The following is a 20,821-nucleotide window of genomic DNA, read 5'->3' on the forward strand; positions in this document are numbered from 1 at the left end:
CAAGAGAACAACTGCTAACCCTAAAAGTAAAACAAATTAGGCACTACCATAAGAATAAATAGGCACAAAGAAAGTACAGCTTTCATAAATATACCGTTGCTCCCCCTCAAGATTCCTGCTCGCATTTCGTAAGCATCTACACGATGTAAGCATTTCAAACAAAAAGGAACTAAAAGCCGTACCTCTTTATTATGCCCTAAATGTCGCCCAGTTAAATTTGCATCAATAACAAAACAAACAATAACAATGGCAAGATTTAGAATCACAACCAAGATGATGAAAAACTCCAACGGAGTTCGCATCGAACCAGGCATGACTGTTGAAGTCGTGACTCAAAGTATGAACAACCCCCTTCTCACCAATGGTGGTCAAGCCGTTGCCGATGCTTTCATGCGCATCTATGGCATAGATATCAAGAAAGCAGGTGCCTTAAATATGGTTTATTTGAATGTAGAAAAATTAAACTAAAATGGAAAATATAGAATCATTACGCAACATCGCTGAATATTTAGGATTAAAGAGTATTGTTTCTGAATTAGAAGCCATAGACCTACGCGCTAAACAAGAGAGTGCAAGCCTTATTTTTTTTGAGGAAAAAGAAGAACTGCTTATCCCGAATTGGGGTTAATAGGCTGACAGCTAATAGTTCTCATTAGCTACAACTGTTAACAAGCCTTCTACTGAACATATTTTACCAAGCAAATATATCGTAATTATATTCTTTAGAGTAGTATCAATATATACTTTTCATTGTGTTTTATTTACTTTATTTCATTATTATTTTGCTATTCCCAATAAAAATTCCCTATATTTGTGCCATGTTTGGTGGGCACTTTACAAACGACTCACCATTCATTGCACAAAACTTGCAAACGAGGTTATTCGACCCGGTTAAATCTGGAAAATTCAACTAAGGAGTCGTCATTAATCGAGTTTAGGCAGGTTCTGTGCCCCTATCCTATATGGGGGCATGGACTGTCTTTACTTTATTTTGACTCCAAGGTGTTTTCCAGAACCGAACCGGATAAATAAAGATAAAGCGGGCCGTATCCCCTTTCTTCTTTTATCCTCATCTAATACAAACATAACTAAAAACAATATTATTATGGCACTATTCAAAATTACCGTGAAGATGTCAAAGCACTGCGATGGAATGGTTATAGAACCAGGCATGAGCATCCAGTATGCTGCATTCTTTCCAAACGTTCTTTCAAACGACAAAGAACGAGACAAAATCAACACTCTCTTCTTCAACCACTTTGGTGTAGACCTAAAGAAGATGAATGCTTTAAACCCTGCGTATTTAAATGTAGAAAAATTAAACTAAAATGGAAAATATAGAATCATTACGCAACATCGCTGAATATTTAGGATTAAAGAATATTGTTTCTGAATTAGAAGCCATAGACCTACGCGCTAAACAAGAGAATGCAAGCCTTATTTTACCTTTAGTAGGTGAATTCAGTTCTGGAAAGACAACACTTATAAATGCTCTCACAGATAGCAAAAAGTTAGAAACAGCAACAAAACCAACTACTGCTACAATTTTCGAAGTACATTTCGGTAGTGAATCTTGCCATGCAAAAATTGTGGATGAAAAGGGGGAAATTCATGATATTGTAGATCTTGCAGAACTAAAGAACGACACCCTTGCAGATGCAAGAGTCGTAACAGTTTTTGATACTTCCAAAACAATACCATCAACCACAATTTTAGTTCAGTAAATATACAAAAACAATCCTCTTTTTAGGCTTTTATTAAAACTTTTTTTGAGGAAAAAGAAGAACTGCTTATCCCGAATTGGGGTAAGTTACAAAAGTATATTATCAACATAAATAAGACATACAATGAAAAAAAGTATTTGTATACTGCTAATGTGCCTCATAAATATGACTTTATGGGCAGGTGAAAAATCAGAGAAACGTATCTATATGATAGACCTGAGTGGATCTATGGCTGGATATCATTCAGATATCAATGTCTTTAAAAAAGAGATTACTCAACTATCTAATGCATTATCATCACTCGACTCTGAAATTGAAACTATCATAATACCATTTGCAGAAAAGCCTGCAGAAACTTTACGAGGAAATGGAAATGAACTAAGTGAAAAAGTGAAAGATTTCAAAGTTCTTAAAGGAAAGTCTGATATATATACTGCATGGTATACAGGTATCAAAGAGATTGATACCTCCAAACGAAACTTGCTTTTTCTTATCACAGATGGGCATCAAAACTGCGGAGTAGATACTAGAAAACTTAGTCAAGAACTAAAATCTTTTAGCAAGATAACATCTAAAGCAGAAATAGAAGCATACTATCTAATATTACATCCTAAATACCAAAATAATAAAATATCAAGGATATTTGAGACAGAAAGAAATATGTTTATCATATATAACCTTAAAGATATTGTGAAAAAAAAGCCAATAACAAAACAAAAAATAAATACAATCAAAAGAAATAATACAACAAAAAATATAGAGAAGAAAACAAATACACTTTTATATTACTTTTACTTACCAATCATAATAATTGTAACACTTTTATTCATATTAGCTTTAATTCTTATAGTTATACTAAGGATTAACCCTAAAGAGTTTAAAGAAATAAAAGAACGTTTACAAAATAGAAATGTAATTCCAGATAATAAAAATGGAATAAACAAGGAGAAAAGGACTTTTCGAGAAATAGCACAAACTCCGATACTTGCATCTTTAGCAAAAAGTTATAAGAAAATTGCTAAAGACATAGGAGTACCAAAAGATAAAACTGAAAAAATTTTAAAGGATTTTAGAAAAAGTCGTTTTATATGCTCAAAACCAAAAGACAGACATGCAAACTTTGCACCTATGGCTATTACAATTGGAAGATTTCCTACAAAAGAAGAACTACAAAAGATTTTAAAAGAAAAGAAATTAGAACCATCTTCTGAAAATATTCGTGCAATACATTATGAATTTGCAAGAAAAGCATTTGCTGATAAGTATAATATTACACCGAATCAAGCTGGACAAATAATTGGGGCACTAGACCATACAATTCATGAGGCAGAAGATGGTACAATACAAATAGTACCAAACTCAATACATGATTACTACAAACATGATGGATTAGCATCTATAAGAAAAAAAGAATTGACAGGAAAATAAATCCAAAAGAACTATAGAAATACTGCTGTCTGGTAAAACATTTTTGTTAGATAAAAATTAAGGACTAAAATCCTGTCTCAAGTTTTAGCTCTCTGTTAGGTGATCAACCCATCAACGCTGCAACTATCCGTAACATCACATATACGCTCATACGTGAAGAATTAGCACGTTTATACGGTACATCTGTACAAGAAGCTGCAGACATCATAGGCAACCAACTTGATTGTGCGCCACACGAGGACATCTCTGGCTATATCTTTATGGTACCCAACTGGGCGCACAAATGGTTCCGCCACAATGGCTATGTATCAAAAATGGGCATAAGTGACAAAAAGAGACCTAAAATGGGTCTCTTTTTGTCATATAAGCCCAATTTAATTTTTCAGACCTCAAGGCCTCTATTCTTTAACATTGAGAAAGACTCTCACTTGTACATATTTCCACTTCAAGTAACTTCTAACCCTAACGAGTCAACAGCTAATCTATGCTGTTGACTCGTTCTATTTTATGCTTCTTCAACTCGTTCCTGTTGGTGTGGATGTAAAGCATAAACTCATCGAAGACTAAATATATTTTACCGTTCATGGTCATGAGTCCAACATTGTCGGAGAGTTGGATACGGTCGAAACCTTCAAATGAAGATTTGGGGACTTTGTAGTACTCGCCTGCTTTCTCGGATGTGATGTACAGATGCGTCGGGGTAACGGCATAGAGACAGGGGCGGAAGTCGTATTCAAGATGTTGAAACGGCTTCACAATCTGGCAATCATGATGCAGCCATTTGTCGTATGTAGTAACAACGTCCTTTTCTGTACAACGCGTGAGAAGAATCTTTGAGGGCCACACGCCGGAGTGCATAAGCCGAAGTAGTGGGAGCTGTTCGGGAATATAGTCCAACATATCTGTATGATACCACACATTGTCCGCATCGCCATACTGCAAACCTTTCATTCTATGCTTAATGGCTTCGGGATGGAGCATATAATAAATCAGATTCCCGCTGGAGTCCTTGATAATTAAGAGTGTATAAGTGATACCCGTCAGTTTGTTTTCAGAATCTTTGTGCCAATGGGTCATAAAATATGTGCCAGCATTGAGAGCTTTCTCAATGTGCCAAAAGCTCGTATTGAGAAGCCCTCCTCCACACTCATTCCAATACCCCACAATATCCAAATCAACTGAATCCTCTTTCATCCTGTCGGCTAAATCATAAAGAAGATCGGCATTCATGTATGACATATAGGTATCGAGAATCTGCTGCACAGAGAAGAGTAACTTCAGCCGGGTTTTATGCCGCTCTTCTCTTGCTCTCGTGATAAGGGGAAGTTTACTAAAAAACAAGTCATCGTTGATAAACTTCTCCATTAGCTGCATGATATTTTCATACTGTCGAGAAATATCATTCACATCGCCTTCTTTAGAATCATAGCCTGGGATAACTTTCATCAGCATCAAAACCAGAAAGGGAATACTAATATCTTGCTCTACAATTTGCGCATAGATAGCTGCTTTCTTTGCGCCTATATCGGTAGTCACATTGGGCGAGCAACAATAAGTCATCAACTCAAGGGCGATGTTCTCGGGTTTTGCACGACGATACAGATTTGCATGGAAAAAACGCCACGCTCTTTTATATTGAATCAGAACATCTTCCAGATTTACGAGGTTATCTGTTTGCAACCCAACTTCCACTTTCAGATCTCTAAAAGTAGAGCGAAGTTTCTGATAAGAAGCAAAACTTCGCTTCATACCGTTACTGTGTATCGAACGGTTGTCGAGAAACTCTTCCAACTCCGCCATTGTGTTGTAAACAAGGCGAGTATTCGCTATCGTTGTCAGCCATTCTTCATACTTTATTTGCTCCTTCTTCATCGTTTCCTTTTTTGTTATTGCAAATGTACTTCGAAATCTATCTCAGCACAAATAGCACAGAAGAATTCTACTCAAAAGCGCGCAATAAACACAAGTACAATGTATCATCCTACAAAACAGAACACATATTCTTTCCCCTTCCACTGCATTCTCTCCTCTAAGTTTATTGGCAGAGATAAGGCACTTCGATGTCTGCATTGAATGCAATTTTATGAAGTCTCAGATTTTCCCAACTTCTTCATTCTTCACATTAACAAATAAGACAAAAAATCTCATCTACCCTTCAGAGGGTATCCGTCCATTTCTCCTCATAAAAAGCGATGAATGGCGTAGCAGAAAGGCTTCTTAAGGAAGAAGAGATACCTTTCTGCTATGTCCTTTCTTATGGGTTCTGTTCATTTTTCTTTTAACATATTCCGCTCTAAATGCCCATAATGGAGTATTTAGTTTTTTTAAGACTCTTCGCAATTTTGCACCGCTTAAAAACATTTACAAGAAACATGAATATTAAAAGTTTAATCATGCCTTTAGTGGCATTTTGCTTTCTGGGCCTCAGCTCCTGCAGCGATGACAACGGCCCTTCTTACAGTTCCACGACCTTGAAGAACACGGAACTCATGAACATTCTGAAGTCAAAGGGATACACTTTTTCCCAAGATGGAAAGTTAGAAATCAACGATTTGGTTAAATCCACTGTTTCGCTCGACTTAAGCGGAACAAAACTCTCCGACTTCTCTGGACTCGACATTCTACCCAATCTCAAGGAGGTTAAACTCTCCAATAATGGCTACGGACCTACTTTCGACTTCGCTCAGCTGCCAGCACAAATTACCGGTGTAGATTTGACAGACAATGATATTTATGACTTTGAAGGACTGGTGAATGTAAAGACGGAAGAGAATGGTGATGAAACCGTAACACAGTTGCACAAAATCACAAAATTGTACTTGCCACAGACAGCAAAGTTCAACATCAAAGACCTTGTGCGTTTCTATCGAGAGAAGAAGGCAGAGATTGAGTCTGGAAGTATAGACGTGAAGATGGAAACAGCAAAAGGCGACTTGCAGAAATACAATACCATTCGCGAGATACCTGATGAGAATATAAGGGCTAATTTCAAAAAATACTTTTCAAGTATCTTTGATAAGGACAGTATTCATATAGACATCAGTAAGCGGTTAAGCAACAAAGATAGGTTGAATAACTGTGCATTTAATGAGTGGTATGGAGTTGCCACTGCTAAAACACTGGAAGGGGTACAATACATTGTGGACAATCCTTATTGGGACGGCAAAATTCTTTTTGTAAGCCTGACAAACAAAGTGAAACTCCCGTACCTGAGACCCAGTAGCGGTCTCATGATCTTGACATTGACAAACGTGGATGCCTCTGAAGGCATCAATCTTGAGGATGCTACAAACATGACAGGTATCCAATGGGTAAATGTTAGCGGTATTAGCGTAATAGATTTAAGCCATAGTTCCCTGTTTGGTCAGAGAGCGATTGAGCAGGAACAGAATGGTCCCGATGGTTCCTCACTTGTTTTTGTAGACTGCCCAGATTTGAAAAAGATAGCTTTACCAGAAAAAAGCGGGTTGCGATCTTATATGATAACATTTGCGAATATGAAGAGTTTAGAACAGGTAGATTTGTCCAAATTTAAGATGATATCTAGTTTGGAACTTGGCGGTTTATCTCCGAATTGTCGTGTTACCTATCCGAAATTGACGGAATTTCATACCTACGATAAAAAAACCGCTTTTGCGTGTACGCAAGACGTATTTGACAGACAGGAAACAAAAGACTTTATCAAGAAGTATCTCGAGGTCTTGTCCGGTGGTGGTGGCTACATAGAAGATGGAGTTGAATGGTCATCACTAATTAATAATTAACAAAACACAAAAAAGATGAGACATTTTTTAATTTCTACCATATTGACGGTAATCAGCATCTTAGGATTTGCAGTAAATTCTAATGCGCAGACAGGTACTTACAATGGTACGTTGAGTAACATTACTATGAATGGGAAATTATACAATGATGCTACAAATCAGAGCTTTACATTGACAAGCGCTGGTGGTAACCTGTATGATTTGAGAGGTACAGTGGGACCTATTGGCAAGATGCCGGGAAAAATCAAAGTAGAACTTAAAGTTTCTATCAACAATGGAGTTCTTACAGCAACGACCCCCATAGGCGATTATGCCGGTAAATTGATGTTGTTGAATGGTGGATTACCCATTAATATTAAATTATCCAGTTTTACAGGCTCTCTTGTAAATAATGAACTCCACTTCGTTCTTGACACATACGCAGGTTGGAAATTCGCTCCTGTCTTCCCTGCTTCTGTTACGTTTGATGGAACTCTTCAGCTCTAACAATGAAAAAGAAAAGTACACACCTCTGGCTTCTGGGCATTGTAGTCCTCTTCCTTTTTGGACTTTCCGCTTGCAGCAGCGATGACGACTCAGAGAAGAAAAACCCCACAGAGGAATATATCAAAGCGGCAAGAAAACTGCTCAACGGCAATGTTGTTCTGTACACCAAAGCCACGATGAATGGGGTCGACAAAACACTGCTACCCAAAGGGTGCCCCACCAAATTCAATTTTGAATGGACGAGTAGCGACACCTTAAAACTCTCGCTCAATGGCTTCACCGTGGGGAATATGCCCCTTACCATTTATTTCCACTGCTTATGTAAATGCATGGAACTCAACTCGTGGGAAAAGGACGAGTACAAGGGAAGCGGCTGGATAAAGTTTAAAGGAAAAGACGGACAGGTGACCGGTGATCCAAAAGACAATTCGGCAGTAGAGAAAGGCAGCGGGGCTACGGTTATTGGCTACTTGAATGTGAAAACGCAAGAAATCAATTTCATCGTCAATTACAATATGATGAATGTGCGCTCCGAATGTTTCTTGCAAACCATCGACAAGAACCTCATCAAGCACTATGAAGAGGACTTCAAACGCTATGAAGAAGAGCTTGCCGAATACAAGAAACAACATGGATTGTAACGACTCGCGGAATAGCGCATGATAACTGGAAGAGGAAATGAAATACGTTCCTCTTCCTTTTTTCTTCTACGCTACACAATAGGTCTCGACACGGCCGAAAATATCCTTATTGCGTTTGAAAATACAATAAGGCTGTCAGCTCACATCCTTATTGCGTCAGCTCACGCCCTTATTGTATCCACGCCTCGCTGAATATAGCCGTGCCCCCCCCCTCCGCTTCTCGGAGAGAGAAGGAGAGGTGACCACGTGGAGGAAAAGTTGAGAGCAGAGAACGTCCATGTATGCACCCACTATCCCCGAAGGAGACGCACCATGCTTAACCGCGGGTGACACCCGAAAAGGGACCCTGTGGGGGACTCCGCAGAGAGTGTCCCTCCAACACCAGTAGGGTCGCACAGCAGCCTCTTTCCCCTCCAGAGAGTTTGGTTTTCTGCTAACATTACCACAAATCCACTACACTTTAGGGGGTATTCACGCTACTTTTTCTTCAGAATAGTGATGAATTCCTTACTATACGGCCTCCTCATAAATGAGGAGAGGCTTTTTAGAAGAGGATTTTCTGCCATTTCTTCCAACTTTTGGATTCTTTTCTGGTGAAAAATCCCCATAAGAGGGTATTTAGAATCTCTCCAAATCTGTGCAATTTTGCAGTGGTTTCATCCACTGATAAAAAGTGGAGGAATTATTAAAACTTAGATTCTCTAAGGTTTTTCGCATGATAAGACGGTTCATACTCATGGCTGTGCTGCTTCTCAGCATGGCCCTAACAATATCAGCACAGCAGGTTGTCAGCGGCAACTATTTAGGCCAATTCACCCGCATCTACATGAATGGAGAGAAGAAAGTGGACGCAAAGGATTTCACCACGAAAGTGAGTCAGTCCGGTTCTTCCATCAATCTCCACATTGATGCGTTCAAACTGGGGCGTATGCCGGGCAATGTCACCATCGATGCCAACAACATTGTGCTGAAACCCGATGGTAGTTTCAGCCAAACAGTTGACAAAGGCATCCTCATCAAAATCCTTTGGAAGCGTACGGCATATAGCGCAAAAGTATCAGGCAAAGTTGTTAACAATGTACTGAATTTCACTGTAACGAGTATCAACGCTTCTTATTTGGGAATATCGTTCACAGCGAGCATCAGCTTCAAAGGGACGAAACAAGCATAAAGAACAAAACACCCGCAGAGTTCTCTCTAAAAACGATACAAACAACACCTCAAATTCAATAAAGAATGAAACATTTAAACAACTATATTTTGGCAAATATCAAGTATCTACTCATTTTTGGCTTCTTCCTCTTGCTCGGTTCCTGTTCTTCAGATGAGAATTTAGACAAGAAGGATACGTCTGAAACTTTGGTGGCTGAGGCTAAGAGCTTCTTGAATGGAGATTTCGTTCTCAACACACGCGTTTTGATGAACGGCGTAAACAAAACCTTACTCCCACAAGGCTGCCCCACGAAGGTCAATTTCAGTTGGAGCAAAACAGACAAGAACGCCCTTACAGTTCGGTTAAACGAGTTTACAGTCGGACAAATGCCCCTTGTCATCACGTTTGCTTGTGATGCGAAAATTATGCAGCTCTCCTCGTGGGAAAAGAAAGAATATAAGGGAGATGGCTGGATAAAGTTTCAAGGTGCAGATGGCCACCTGGTGGTCAACAACCAAGCCAAGAATTCCGTATCGAAAGGTAGTTCGGTAAAGGGCTTCTACAATGTTAAGACGCACGAAATCAACTTCATCATCGATTTCAATATGATGAACGTAAGCTCCGAATGTTTCTTGCAAACCATCGATAAGAGCCGCACCAATAAGTATGAGGAGGAATTTAAAAAATTCGAAGAAGACCTCGCTGCCTATAAGAAAGAACACGGCTTGTAAGGAGCCGTGAAAAGAAATAAAGTGATAAAGGGTAGTGGGAATGAAGAATTTTTCACTTCCCTTTTTCCGAAACAAACGACTATGCAAAAGAAAATCATACTATTTCTACTCTTCTGCCTCGCCTGCTCTATGAACGTTTTGGCGCAACACAAGGTGAAGGTGACTGTGGTAGAGAAAGGCACACGGCATCCTTTGGCAGGCGCACTGGTGAGCTTTTCTACCAACAAAGAACTTACCCATGCCGTCAAGGCGGTTACAGATACCGATGGTAAGGCGCTTCTCCATTTGGAAACGGGTGATATGCCCCACTATTTTTATAAGATAAGTGTGACGGGCTATATTCCTATCACGGGCTCTCTCCCTCTTACCGAAAACGAACTCAAGGTGGAGATGAACGAGGACGTGATGTATATTAACGGAGCTGTAGTTACGGGTTCCAGAACAGAACGCCCCGTGAAGCTCTCCCCCATCACCACGCAGGTGTTGGGCGGAAAGGCACTTGTGGACGCCGGGTATAGCGATCTGCAACACGCCTTGCAACAAGAAACACCAGGTATGAACATCCAGAAAGTGGGCTTCGGCAACGAAATCTCTATGCAGGGACTCGATGCGCGCCATGTCCTGTTTCTCCAAGACGGAGAGCGCATGACGGGCGATATGGCGGGCAATCTCGACTACGAACGTTTCAACCTCCATGCCATCGACCGCGTAGAGATTGTGAAGGGTGCGAGCAGTACGCTCTATGGAAGCCGTGCTTCGGGAGCGGTTATCAATCTCATTTCTAAAAAGGCCACAAAGCCGCTCGATATTCAGGCGGGTATGAGATGGGCACAAAGGAATGAGCGCAACTACAAGAACCCACAACCCAAGGACTTCCTCTATATGTTTGAGAAAAACAGCGACCGCCCTAACCTGCAAGCGTGGGTTTCGGCCGGTATGAAGCAGGGAGCATTCACCTCACAAACGGATGTGTTGTACAGCGAAAGCGATGCGTTCTATATGTACCAGTCGGAGCACGACAAAAAAGTGTACACAAAAGAGGCCAACCCATTCCTCCCCCACGATATCACACTGACAGGTGCGGCCGAACGTTCGCCCATGGGTATTGAAGGTACGGAGCACATCTCTGTGGCGCAGAAGTTCTACTACGAACCCAGCGACAAGCTCTCCTTGCAGGTGTATGGCTCTATGTTTTTCCTCAACTCCTACGATTTGATTCAGGACATGACCTTCTCGCAGAGTCGCGACTTTATGGCGGGAATGAAAGCAAGATACGACGTGAAGAATTGGTTCTCTGTGAACCTAAGTTTGCACGGCGATTTCTACGACCGTTTTAAGCGTCATGAGCGCATCGACGAACGAAAGAAAGTCTACAAAAGTCGTATTCTCGAACCGCGCCTCACGCTAACAAGCACCTACTTCGCCGCACACAGCATGATCTTTGGTGTGGAACACACTACGGATGACCTCACAAGCGACCGCTTTGTTAATCGCAAGATGACCACCCGCTCGCTCCACGAAACAGAATACTTCTTGCAGGACGAGTGGACACCCAACGACCATTGGATGCTTTCCACGGGCGTGCGCACCAACTTCTCCAAAGCGTTCGGCTTCATGTGGATGCCGAAAATTGCGGTGAAGTTCTCACCCGACAACCATTGGGCTATCCGCGCCAACTATTCTATGGGGTATCGCGCACCGAGCATCAAAGAACTCTTCTTCAACTGGGACCACTTGGGTATGTTCCAAATCAGAGGTAGTGAGGAGCTCAAACCAGAAAAGAACAACTATTTCTCCATTGGTGCAGAATACAGCAAAGACCGCTTTTTCATCAACGTGAACGCTTACGGGAATTTCTTCCGCAAAAAGATAGAAGGTATCTGGCACATCTATGATATGCAGTACAACTTCGAATACATCAACCTCAGCAGTCAGCGTATGTTGGGCGTTGAAGCACTGCTGAAATGGCGCATGACGGACAACTTCACGCTCAACGCCACATATAGTTATGTGAATGTGAGCAAGCAAAATGGCATTCAGGTAAATACCACTTCGCCTCATGCAGCAACGGGTAGTCTCGACTATGTTTTCAGTCGCCCCAACTATCGTCTGAAAACCATCTTCAGTGCTTCGCTCATGGGCGAAAAGAAATTCGACGTGCAAGATCGCGTGTGGGTGGAGGAACACAAGAAGAGCTACGATGCATATTTCCGTTGTACGCTCCCCGCCTATGTTTTGTGCAACTTGGCTGTGGTGCAAACTTTCTACAACAAGGTGAAAGTGACGCTGGGTGTTGATAACATCTTCAACTATGTGCCTCACACTTTGGGCTCGGGTATCACCATGTTCAACGTACCTGCCACCTGCGGAGCAAGAGGATACATGCAGCTGGAATTCCTCGTCGACGACATTGTTAAATCATTAAAACGTAAGAAATGAGACACTTTCTTTTTACCATAATAGCAGCGGCCGCTCTGCTAACGTCCTGCGTTGATTACGACTCTGAACCTTTCACGGGGAAAGTGCTCCCACGCACCACGGGCTACTCCACAGGTGTCACCAACGATTGGCTCTATATCAATCTGCGCACGGGGCAAATGTTCAACCGCAACAAGGTGAATGAAGACATCACCGAAGGAGAACAGAAAAACCGCCTTGATTGGGACATCGCTTTCTGCGGATACCGCCTACGCACCAATAGTGGCACTTCGGGCAACGGACAAGGAGCTGCGGCCGATTTGGGCAACGGGCAGTATGAGAAATGGACTACCGTGGCGCAACTCCCTGCTGATTTGCAATGGGCGGTGGACGACCATTCGGTTTCTATCACCATGTCGCGCAACGATTGGAACAAATATCTCATTGCCAACCATCTCAACTTTGAAGAAAACCCTTGGTTCGACCCTAACAAAGGACCAGCAACGACTCTGACAGATGCCAACCCCATCCTGGCAAAGGCAATGACCTTTACAGGCCCTCCTCCCGTTTATGCACCATCCTTCCACACTTACGTTGTGAGAACCGCCGACGGAAAGCGTTATTTCAAATTGCAGCTCATCAGTTGGTACAAGGCCGACACTCAGATTGGCGACACGGGCGGACAGATTAGTTATTATTGTGACGAATTAAAATAAGGAAAATGGAAACGAAAACGAAAAAGAATTATTGGGGAAGAACCATCGCTTCCTTTCTCCTCGTTCTCTTCTCTATGCCGTTGGGGCATGGGTTGATGATTATGATGGAGAAATTTATGAGCGAAGGCGCGATGCACGTTGCAGGCTTCATGCTGGGCTTTGTGGGTTTGTGCATGGTCATCATAGGCGTCTTTGTCAAAGGCGACACGCGCCAAACGCTTTGGGGACTCATCGGCGGATTACTGTTCTGGACAGGTTGGGTAGAGTTTCTTTTCCTCTACTACGCTCGCCGCTACGGCGTGAATCCTGAAATCGAGAATGGAGTAGTTGTGACAAAGCCTGAATACCTCATCTTGCCTGCTTCCTTTGGTATGTGGATGATGATGATGGTGATGTACGTCTTCAGCACGCGAAACGGTTGCGACTTCATCACATGGATTCAGAAAGTATGTTTCAAGGACAAACGAAAGGTTATCGTCACGCAACCCATGACGCGCCACACAAGTATCGTCACCTTTATGGAAATCAACATGATTCTTTGGGCGCTCTATTTGCTCTTGATGTTCTGCTACGATAAGAACTTTCTCGGCGATCACCACCCCATCACGTTCCTCGTGGGAGTGGGCTGCTTAATCGGTTCCATCTTCATGTTTAAGAATCAACTCAAGTTGGCTTCTTGGGGAGCTAACATCCGTATGTCCATCGCTACGGTCATCATCTTCTGGACGCCCGTAGAGATTTTGGGACGTATGAATTTCTTCCACGAATTTTGGGTAGAGCCCGATAAGTATGCTTTCGAGATGAGCAGCATCCTCGTTGTTTTCATCGCCTTAGGCATCTATCTCTGGCGAAAAGGGGCGGTGAAGAAACGCACCAATGCTCCTCAAACTCCGGCAGGGAAAGAAAATTGAGAGGTACGCTTCCTCCACACTTTAAGAAGAAGAGAGCGCAAATAGCAATGAGATTCAAGCTTTTCAAAATTAGTATAGAATGAATCGTACACCGATGTACAGCAGGTTGTGCATCGGTGTACCATTTTCTTTCCTTCTCTTCTGCTTCTCCACAAAAGAATAAAGCAGAAAATTCATATTTTTGTAATCACGTATAAAAAGAAAAATAAGAAATGAAAAAGGCAGCTTGGCGCAAGCACCACAAATGGTTTGGACTGATATTGGGTTTCTTCATCATCATGTTCTGCGTGTCGGGACTGGTGTTGAACCATGCTGAACTTTTCTCAAATGTCAATATCAGTCGCTCCGTACTTCCTTCCGACTATCGCTACACACAATGGAACGGCGGACTTCTGCGCGGTACTATGCGTTGGCAAAAGCAGGTGTTCATCTATGGCAACAGCGGCATTTGGCGAACGGATAGCACGGCGTCGTCCGTCACGGATTTCAACCAAGGACTCCCCCATGGGGCCGACTTCCGTCAGATTCGCGGCATGGTCACAACGCCCGCTGGAGAAGTCTTTGCGCTGGGTCAGTATGGGCTCTATCGTTTGCAACCCAATGGGCGATGGAGCGAAATAGTGCTACCTCGGGAAGAGAGCGAAAAACTAAGCGACATCACCACCCTGGGCGACAGCCTCATCGTGACGGGTCGCTCACAGATTTTCTTGGCTCAATCGCCCCATACGAACTTCACCCGTATCAGTCTGCCGCGAGCCTCTACCGACGACGGCAAAGTATCGCTCTTTCGCACCATCTGGCTCTTACACAGTGGCGAGCTTTTCGGAATCGTGGGCGTACTCCTCGTTGATAGCATCGCACTCGTCCTCATTTTCTTAACGCTAACGGGCGTTGTGTATTGGTTTCTCCCCCATTTGAGCAAAGAAAGAGGGCGCTTGCTTCGACGCAAACTTTCGGCATGGCACAACCACATTGGAAAACTCACTATCGCCTTGACACTTTTTCTTTGTATCACGGGATGGATGTTGCGCCCACCAGCACTCATAGCTCTTGCTTCGGGCAAAATTCCTCCCATCCCCTTCACCACCATGGACAGCAACAATCCTTGGCAAGATAAGCTCCGCACACTGCGCTACGACAGCGATGCACAGGAATGGTTGCTCTATTCCTCAGAAGGTTTCTTCTCTCTCAAGGATTTACACGCACAACCGCAAGCCGTGACTGTGCAACCGCCCGTGAGCGTGATGGGCATCAACGCGCAGGAGAAGGACGAGCATGGGCAGTGGCTCATCGGCTCTTTCTATGGTATGTTTCGCTGGGACAGGAAGAAAGGCACTGTGACCGATTATTTCACGGGGCGCCCCGCCGAACCCATTCGCGGAATCCCCTTTGGGAAAAATGCCGTGGCGGGATTCACCTCTCACTTCGGTAAATCTCCCATCGTTGTCGACTACTATCGCGGCACTCCCGCCCTTCCCATGCCTTCGCGCATGGCTTCTCTCCCCATGTCGCTGCGCAATGTCTGCATAGAAATCCACACTGGTCGCATCTACACCTTCTTGGGCAAAGGCACACTCTTCTACATTTTCCTCATGGGTCTGTCCCTCGCCTGGTGCCTTTGGACAGGTTGGAAAATTCGCTACCCTCATCGCCGGACCAAACGCTAACGGCACATATCGCCACCTACAATAATTGTCCTTCCTTTCGCACAACAAGCAGCGAGGGGAAGGATAATTTTGTAAAAATACAATAAGGGCGTCGGCTGACGCAATAAGGCTGTCAGCTGACAGCCTTATTGTATTCTTAAATTCAATAAGGATATTTACGCGCCCAACCACGATGCGCCTCTCCCCCATAAAATTTATTTTTTTCTAAACTTTTCTCGAAAAACTTTGGAAGAGATCTTACGGAACCACTCTTGAGAAGCTTATATAGCTAAACTCTTTCAGCGTATGATTTTTCCTATCTTCATCTAAAGAATAATAAATATATATGCATTTTTATACTATTATATGAAAAAAGAAGTAATTTTGCACACTGATTTTACGAAAAGAAAGAAAGAAGAACTATCTGAAAAGAAATATCATGATGCAGGAAAGGTTGTGAATGCTGATATTCTGACAATATTGTTAGAATGTGGGCGCTACAACTAAGAGAACTTTTGAAGCAACACACCCTCTCTTTTATCACTATTCAAACAGACTTGCAGTATGCAATAAAAAGGTATCAAGATTTTGGAAGAGTCCAATTCTTTATACTTACAAAAAAGATAAGAACAATGAAAAAGGAATATCTCAAACCTTCATTCGAAAGTTTATCCGTAGAGACGGTCCAGTTATTTGCCGTTTCCACTCGCCCAACCACTGTAGATTCTTCCGAGTCGGATTTTAAGGAAGAAAAGGGGATTGAGTGGGGAGAAGTAGAATTTTAAGAGCGTATTCAATCAATAAAGAATGTATGGAACACTGCATGTTCCATACACAACAATGACAAAAATATGAATTTTATATCACGGAAATTTTCATCAGCAATGCTTTTGCTGTTTGCCAGCATCCTTGTGGGCTGTTCCAGCAACGACCTCATCGATAACGATCCTGATGCGGTGCCGACGAAAGGTGTTAGTTTTACTCTGACAGAACCCGATTTTGGCGAAGAAGTAGTGATGGGAGGACGTAAGATTAACAGTATGCCCAATCCTACCGATACGACAGATTTAGGTGATGGCGTATTGGGTGAAGTAAGTGTTACAAGAGATAGAGGCGCTCTTCGCGTTCCTGCTCTGTCAAGATCTGCCGCGCATATAGCAACACGCGCCACTGCGCCATTGAGCAGTGGTAGGTATACGGTGCTTGCATTTGATGCTGCTGGCACCTTGAAGGGCCAAATCAATGCCACGGTGGCTTCGGGGAAGTTTGCTAACAGAGATGTCATGGAGCTTGATCCCGGAACTTATACCTTTGTTTGTCTCAACGATAAAGTTGACTATTCGGGAGGCGTTATAAGTGTGTCAAAAGCCAATGCTGCAACGGCACGAATTGGCCGCACTGTGATGACGATTAGCGAACCCATAGCAAGAGTTCCTTTTGTTATGAATCATGTGGGCTTGCGTGTCCGTGTTGGTCTGGAAGCCATGGTGAATATCCCCAAGTTGAAAGCGATGATTGTTGACAACAGTGGGAAAACTCCTACCGTGACAAAATATGATCCTATCACAGGAACTTATACAACCATCGAAACAGGCACACTGGCAGAGACTCCGGATCAATTTCCGGCTACTAATCAAAATTTCTTCCAAGAAACTTATACTTCAAAAACAAGCACTTACCACTATCTCTTGCCGAGCGAGAGCACGGCTATTCAGTTGAAGTTTACCGAAGGAGATAAGATCTACCATAAGGATTTGGTGGGACGTACACTCACTTCCTACAACGGCACAACCTTAGAGGCCAATGGGACGTATCTGCTGAATGTGAAGCTCACCAAGGTTTTCAAGTATCTGTTCAATGATGGTTCAGTGGATTTTCTTCGCAACAAGGGTACGCGCACACCTATCGCGTTAGTAATCAGCGAAACAGACCGCTCAGCCATTGCCCTGCATGATGCAAACAATGGTAATCCCGATATTTGGACTGCAAATAGAAACGTCTACAACAACCCCGTGTCAGAGCGACCCAGTCGGAGGGCTCAGATTTCGGAGACTTCTCTTGGCGAACATTTCACATGGGATGCCAGCGGGAGTTTAGATGGAGTAACGATCAAGGCAAATGAGCCTACAAACTGCCCAGCCTTCTATCATGCTGCTCACTACAATCCGGGGGTAGCCGTGACAAACTTGAAACGATGGTATCTTGGCGCCAATACCGACTGGAAGAATGTTTATCTCTATGTTGGTTTTGGAACGAACACACAGGTGAATGCTGATAGCTATATTGAGGCTTGGTATTATCACGTTGTGGATAAGGCCTTTGAAGAAGCAGGAGGCACTACGCTCAGTGTCAGAGGAAATGAGAATGGTAAAACTTATTGGTCAAGTACCTATTATTCTGACTTTGACACAGGGTTAGCGCAAGTATTCAAGAATAACACAACCGATGGGAACCATTCTATAGGCATTTATGATAAAGTCCTCATCCGCGCTTTCATTCACTATTAAAATCACATAAGGCTACAAAGAGCCTTTCTACAGATAAAAGAAATCCCAGCAACACATTCAAGTTGCTGGGATTTTTTGGATAGTTAGAAAGGCTTAGTACAATCTGCCTGCGGGAGTAAGAATATTATGGAATGGGGCGAAGTTGGCAGCATCCAGCGGCTTCGTCTTATCATCGGTCTTCTTCCCAACGTAGACAGGGCGGATGGATGCTCCCTGATCCTTGGAAGGGACACCAACACGCACGGCATTACCTGAACCAAACATAAGACCAGGCGTTGTGGAATATCCTCTACCACGAGAGCAGTAGTATTGCCCAGTGAAAGAACTATTGTTTGCAACATGACGATATTCCACGTTTGCCCCTCTAATAGGTCTACGCCCTGCGATAGGAATAAACAGACCTTTGTTGGCAATGACAAGTGCAGACACGTCTCTATATTTCCAAAGTTTTCTTCCTGTAGGGAATTTATCCTTGGGTCCAGCACTATGTATGGGGCTATCACTAAAGTAAGCACCATACACCTTATTGCCTTTATCCGTATAGCAGAAAGCAGGAACAATGGTTCGGGCGCTCACCAAGGCATCAAAATCAGCCTCAGTTGGATACTGATAATGATAGTTATGATTGCTACCTTCTGTCCAGTATTTCACAATATCTCCATGAGTTGCTTCAGACTTCGTTGTCGTTGCAGTAACATTGATCGGACCTCCTCTACCTTTATAGTATTTCCCTTCCATGTTGTAGGAAGTTCCTTGCAGATAACAAACATCATTAAAATTTAAGGCATCTGCAATAACTCCCCATTGGAAGAGATCTAAATCATTTGCAGTTTGGGCAAACTGGCCATTGTGGTTGTCAATATACCAATGTTGCGAACCTAAATCATCGTAAGAGATAGCTTTTCCATTCCATTTGTTGGCGCTTGTTGGATTCTCGCCGTAGTTGCTAATCCACCATTGTGCAGGTGCGATACCCCAATACACGTTCGAAGAGTTGTTGGGGTCGACGTAGCGAATGAAGTTACCCGTTGCCCACAGCACGCCATTCACTTCCACATAGGGTTGAGGCATCACTTTTTGCATGGTGATATTGGAGTGATAGTCGTAGCCCTTATTGAATACTTTCTTTGCCGTCTTTGTATAGGTCGCAGTTGGAGTGTAAACAGTAATTGTGAATTCTGTTTCAGCATTATCAGCTAAGAACGCAACCCACACATATCCATCTTTTGCGAGGCTCGACCGATCTTTAATATCAACATTGATGATTCGCTCCTTTTCATCTTCTGTTCCAATAAGCTTTCCGTCCTGCATATTGAGCACATCATAAGAGCGTAAATTATTTATCTTTACGCTGCTAATGTTTTTGATGATATTGCCGTCAGCATCTTTGAATCTCATACCCCAGATGGTCACCAATCGGTTCAAATTTGTATCGAACTTGAGTTTACCTCCTTCAGCGGGTACTTCAGACAGTGTAGCAACGCCCCAATTATAGTCGAATTTCTTATCGATAGTGGCGAGCGTACCGTCTTGCTGCTTCATATCGAGCGAAACAGTACTTTTAATCTTGTTGTCACTAACAGGGATATGGAAATAACCTCCGTCTTCGTCTTTGGTTGAATCGGGATTTACCTGCATCACCGTCTTATCGCTCTCAAGAGCATCTCCCGGATAGAAGAAAGCGAACTTATGTCCTTGCTGTAGTTTGTTTTTACTTACAACAGAACCTAAGAAATCAGATTTTTTATTGCCACCGTTCACAGCAGTCAGCATACTATAGCTTGTGGCTGCGCTCTGATTGTTGTCGTTGAGATTATAAATAAGAATTTTGTCGCCTTGTGCCCAAAAGGATAATACGTTGTTGTTCTCGTCTAACTTTAGTGTACGCGTGCTGATTTTTGAAGGATTCTGGCTTGTGGACTCTCCCGCAAAGCTGTTGCCAGCAGAGAGCTCCACCTGATAGGTATAGCCCTTGCTTTCCTCTCCTTCTATATTTTCAGAATCGCTACAAGCCGAGATTCCGAAGAGTGCTATCGTCCCCAAAAGTAGGGATAAAAAGTTTTTCTTTTTCATCTGGTGTAAATTGGTTTAGTAGATCGGGAATCATTCCCAAAGATTATCATTGTGACTTTCTTTCTCCCAGGAGTTCTGTCTCCGTGTTAAATCATCTTCCCCACCATGCGTAGGATCTCCTTTGGAGATGCCTGCACTTACCTCTGCAAGAATAGGCTCATTATCCAACCAAAATTCTTCGCATTTAGGCTGAACATAAAGTGTTCTTGTTTTCTTCATAACTTAATTTTTTTTCAAACATTATTAATTACACTCTCTATTATTATTCTCCGTCAATAATAAGACGATATATAGAACAATCTCTTCACTCATCATCACTAACAGCGCTATAAAAATACGCACTGATTATTAACGATTTATATCAAAAATAGAACTCTATCTATTCAATGTTTCATCTTTATATACCGTGAAATCGATGCAAAGATACTATTATAGAATAAGAAAGACAAAAGAAAAGGATAAATTCTTATTTATTAGAATGAAAGCGCTTGCACACATCCTGACCTTTCTTTTCTAAAAACTCTCCGAAAGGAATGAATGAAAAAAACACAATCATATAGAAAAGCATCTGTAAGCCAGTATCATCAAACATGTACTTACAGATGCTTTTCTATATTGCGTTG

The 20,821-nt window shown here is 42.6% G+C and carries 20 protein-coding genes; 17 read left to right on the top strand and 3 right to left on the bottom strand.

Going from position 1 to position 20,821, the window contains the following annotated elements:
• Positions 1 to 246 precede the first annotated feature (246 nt).
• The 5 genes from ACO4R2_RS07785 (at position 247) to ACO4R2_RS07805 (ending at position 3,152) form a co-directional block, all read left to right on the top strand.
• Entirely contained in the window at positions 247 to 468 is a 222-nt protein-coding gene (locus tag ACO4R2_RS07785; protein WP_347720133.1) for a DUF6140 family protein, read from the top strand.
• Position 469: 1 nt separating this feature from the next.
• Entirely contained in the window at positions 470 to 628 is a 159-nt protein-coding gene (locus tag ACO4R2_RS07790; protein WP_484769802.1) for a hypothetical protein, read from the top strand.
• A 477-nt stretch (positions 629 to 1,105) separates the two neighbouring features.
• Entirely contained in the window at positions 1,106 to 1,327 is a 222-nt protein-coding gene (locus ACO4R2_RS07795; protein WP_484769803.1) for a DUF6140 family protein, read from the top strand.
• 1 nt (position 1,328) lies between these two features.
• Complete coding sequence (locus ACO4R2_RS07800; protein WP_484769804.1) at positions 1,329 to 1,724, top strand: dynamin family protein; 396 nt, start codon at positions 1,329 to 1,331, stop codon at positions 1,722 to 1,724.
• A 165-nt stretch (positions 1,725 to 1,889) separates the two neighbouring features.
• A complete protein-coding gene (locus ACO4R2_RS07805; RefSeq protein WP_484769805.1) occupies positions 1,890 to 3,152 on the top strand; it encodes a vWA domain-containing protein in 1,263 nt (420 codons plus the stop codon).
• 477 nt (positions 3,153 to 3,629) lie between these two features.
• Here the strand turns inward: ACO4R2_RS07805 and ACO4R2_RS07810 are convergent, their stop codons facing one another.
• Positions 3,630 to 5,024, bottom strand: coding sequence for a hypothetical protein (locus ACO4R2_RS07810; protein WP_484769806.1), 1,395 nt, complete (start codon positions 5,022 to 5,024; stop codon positions 3,630 to 3,632).
• A 500-nt stretch (positions 5,025 to 5,524) separates the two neighbouring features.
• Between ACO4R2_RS07810 and ACO4R2_RS07815 the strand changes: the two genes are divergently transcribed.
• From ACO4R2_RS07815 to ACO4R2_RS07870, 12 genes are all read left to right on the top strand, one after another.
• Positions 5,525 to 6,916 (top strand): hypothetical protein, encoded by a 1,392-nt coding sequence (locus tag ACO4R2_RS07815; RefSeq protein ID WP_484769807.1) that lies wholly within the window; start codon positions 5,525 to 5,527, stop codon positions 6,914 to 6,916.
• A 15-nt stretch (positions 6,917 to 6,931) separates the two neighbouring features.
• Positions 6,932 to 7,402 (top strand): hypothetical protein, encoded by a 471-nt coding sequence (locus tag ACO4R2_RS07820; protein WP_484769808.1) that lies wholly within the window; start codon positions 6,932 to 6,934, stop codon positions 7,400 to 7,402.
• A gap of 2 nt (positions 7,403 to 7,404) precedes the next feature.
• Positions 7,405 to 8,043 carry a DUF4903 family protein gene (locus tag ACO4R2_RS07825; protein WP_484769809.1) on the top strand — a complete coding sequence of 213 codons (639 nt, stop codon included), beginning with the start codon at positions 7,405 to 7,407 and terminating at the stop codon, positions 8,041 to 8,043.
• Between the two features lie 715 nt (positions 8,044 to 8,758).
• Positions 8,759 to 9,214 carry a calycin-like domain-containing protein gene (locus ACO4R2_RS07830; RefSeq protein ID WP_484769810.1) on the top strand — a complete coding sequence of 152 codons (456 nt, stop codon included), beginning with the start codon at positions 8,759 to 8,761 and terminating at the stop codon, positions 9,212 to 9,214.
• Between the two features lie 65 nt (positions 9,215 to 9,279).
• Entirely contained in the window at positions 9,280 to 9,927 is a 648-nt protein-coding gene (locus ACO4R2_RS07835; protein ID WP_484769811.1) for a DUF4903 family protein, read from the top strand.
• Positions 9,928 to 10,008: 81 nt separating this feature from the next.
• Entirely contained in the window at positions 10,009 to 12,366 is a 2,358-nt protein-coding gene (locus ACO4R2_RS07840) for a TonB-dependent receptor domain-containing protein (RefSeq protein ID WP_484769812.1), read from the top strand.
• Entirely contained in the window at positions 12,363 to 13,061 is a 699-nt protein-coding gene (locus ACO4R2_RS07845; protein ID WP_311490350.1) for an HmuY family protein, read from the top strand. Before ACO4R2_RS07840 ends, ACO4R2_RS07845 begins: the two co-directional genes overlap by 4 nt.
• 5 nt (positions 13,062 to 13,066) lie before the next feature.
• The gene (locus ACO4R2_RS07850; protein ID WP_484769813.1) at positions 13,067 to 13,972 is read left to right on the top strand and encodes a hypothetical protein; all 906 of its coding nucleotides are present in this window, start codon (positions 13,067 to 13,069) and stop codon (positions 13,970 to 13,972) included.
• A 212-nt stretch (positions 13,973 to 14,184) separates the two neighbouring features.
• Positions 14,185 to 15,639, top strand: coding sequence for a PepSY domain-containing protein (locus tag ACO4R2_RS07855; protein WP_484769814.1), 1,455 nt, complete (start codon positions 14,185 to 14,187; stop codon positions 15,637 to 15,639).
• Between the two features lie 345 nt (positions 15,640 to 15,984).
• Positions 15,985 to 16,125: a hypothetical protein gene (locus tag ACO4R2_RS07860; protein WP_484769815.1), complete on the top strand. Its 141-nt coding sequence runs from the start codon at positions 15,985 to 15,987 to the stop codon at positions 16,123 to 16,125.
• Positions 16,126 to 16,250: 125 nt separating this feature from the next.
• Positions 16,251 to 16,403, top strand: a complete 153-nt coding sequence (locus tag ACO4R2_RS07865) for a hypothetical protein (RefSeq protein WP_311490347.1) — start codon at positions 16,251 to 16,253, stop codon at positions 16,401 to 16,403.
• Positions 16,404 to 16,469: 66 nt separating this feature from the next.
• A complete protein-coding gene (locus ACO4R2_RS07870) occupies positions 16,470 to 18,125 on the top strand; it encodes a hypothetical protein (RefSeq protein ID WP_484769816.1) in 1,656 nt (551 codons plus the stop codon).
• Between the two features lie 93 nt (positions 18,126 to 18,218).
• Here the strand turns inward: ACO4R2_RS07870 and ACO4R2_RS07875 are convergent, their stop codons facing one another.
• On the bottom strand, positions 18,219 to 20,198 hold the full coding sequence (locus ACO4R2_RS07875) for a hypothetical protein (protein WP_484769817.1): 1,980 nt from the start codon (positions 20,196 to 20,198) through the stop codon (positions 18,219 to 18,221).
• A 30-nt stretch (positions 20,199 to 20,228) separates the two neighbouring features.
• Positions 20,229 to 20,417: a hypothetical protein gene (locus tag ACO4R2_RS07880; protein WP_484769818.1), complete on the bottom strand. Its 189-nt coding sequence runs from the start codon at positions 20,415 to 20,417 to the stop codon at positions 20,229 to 20,231.
• Between the last annotated feature and the right edge of the window lie 404 nt (positions 20,418 to 20,821).

It is taken from the genome of Alloprevotella sp., assembly GCF_057240785.1.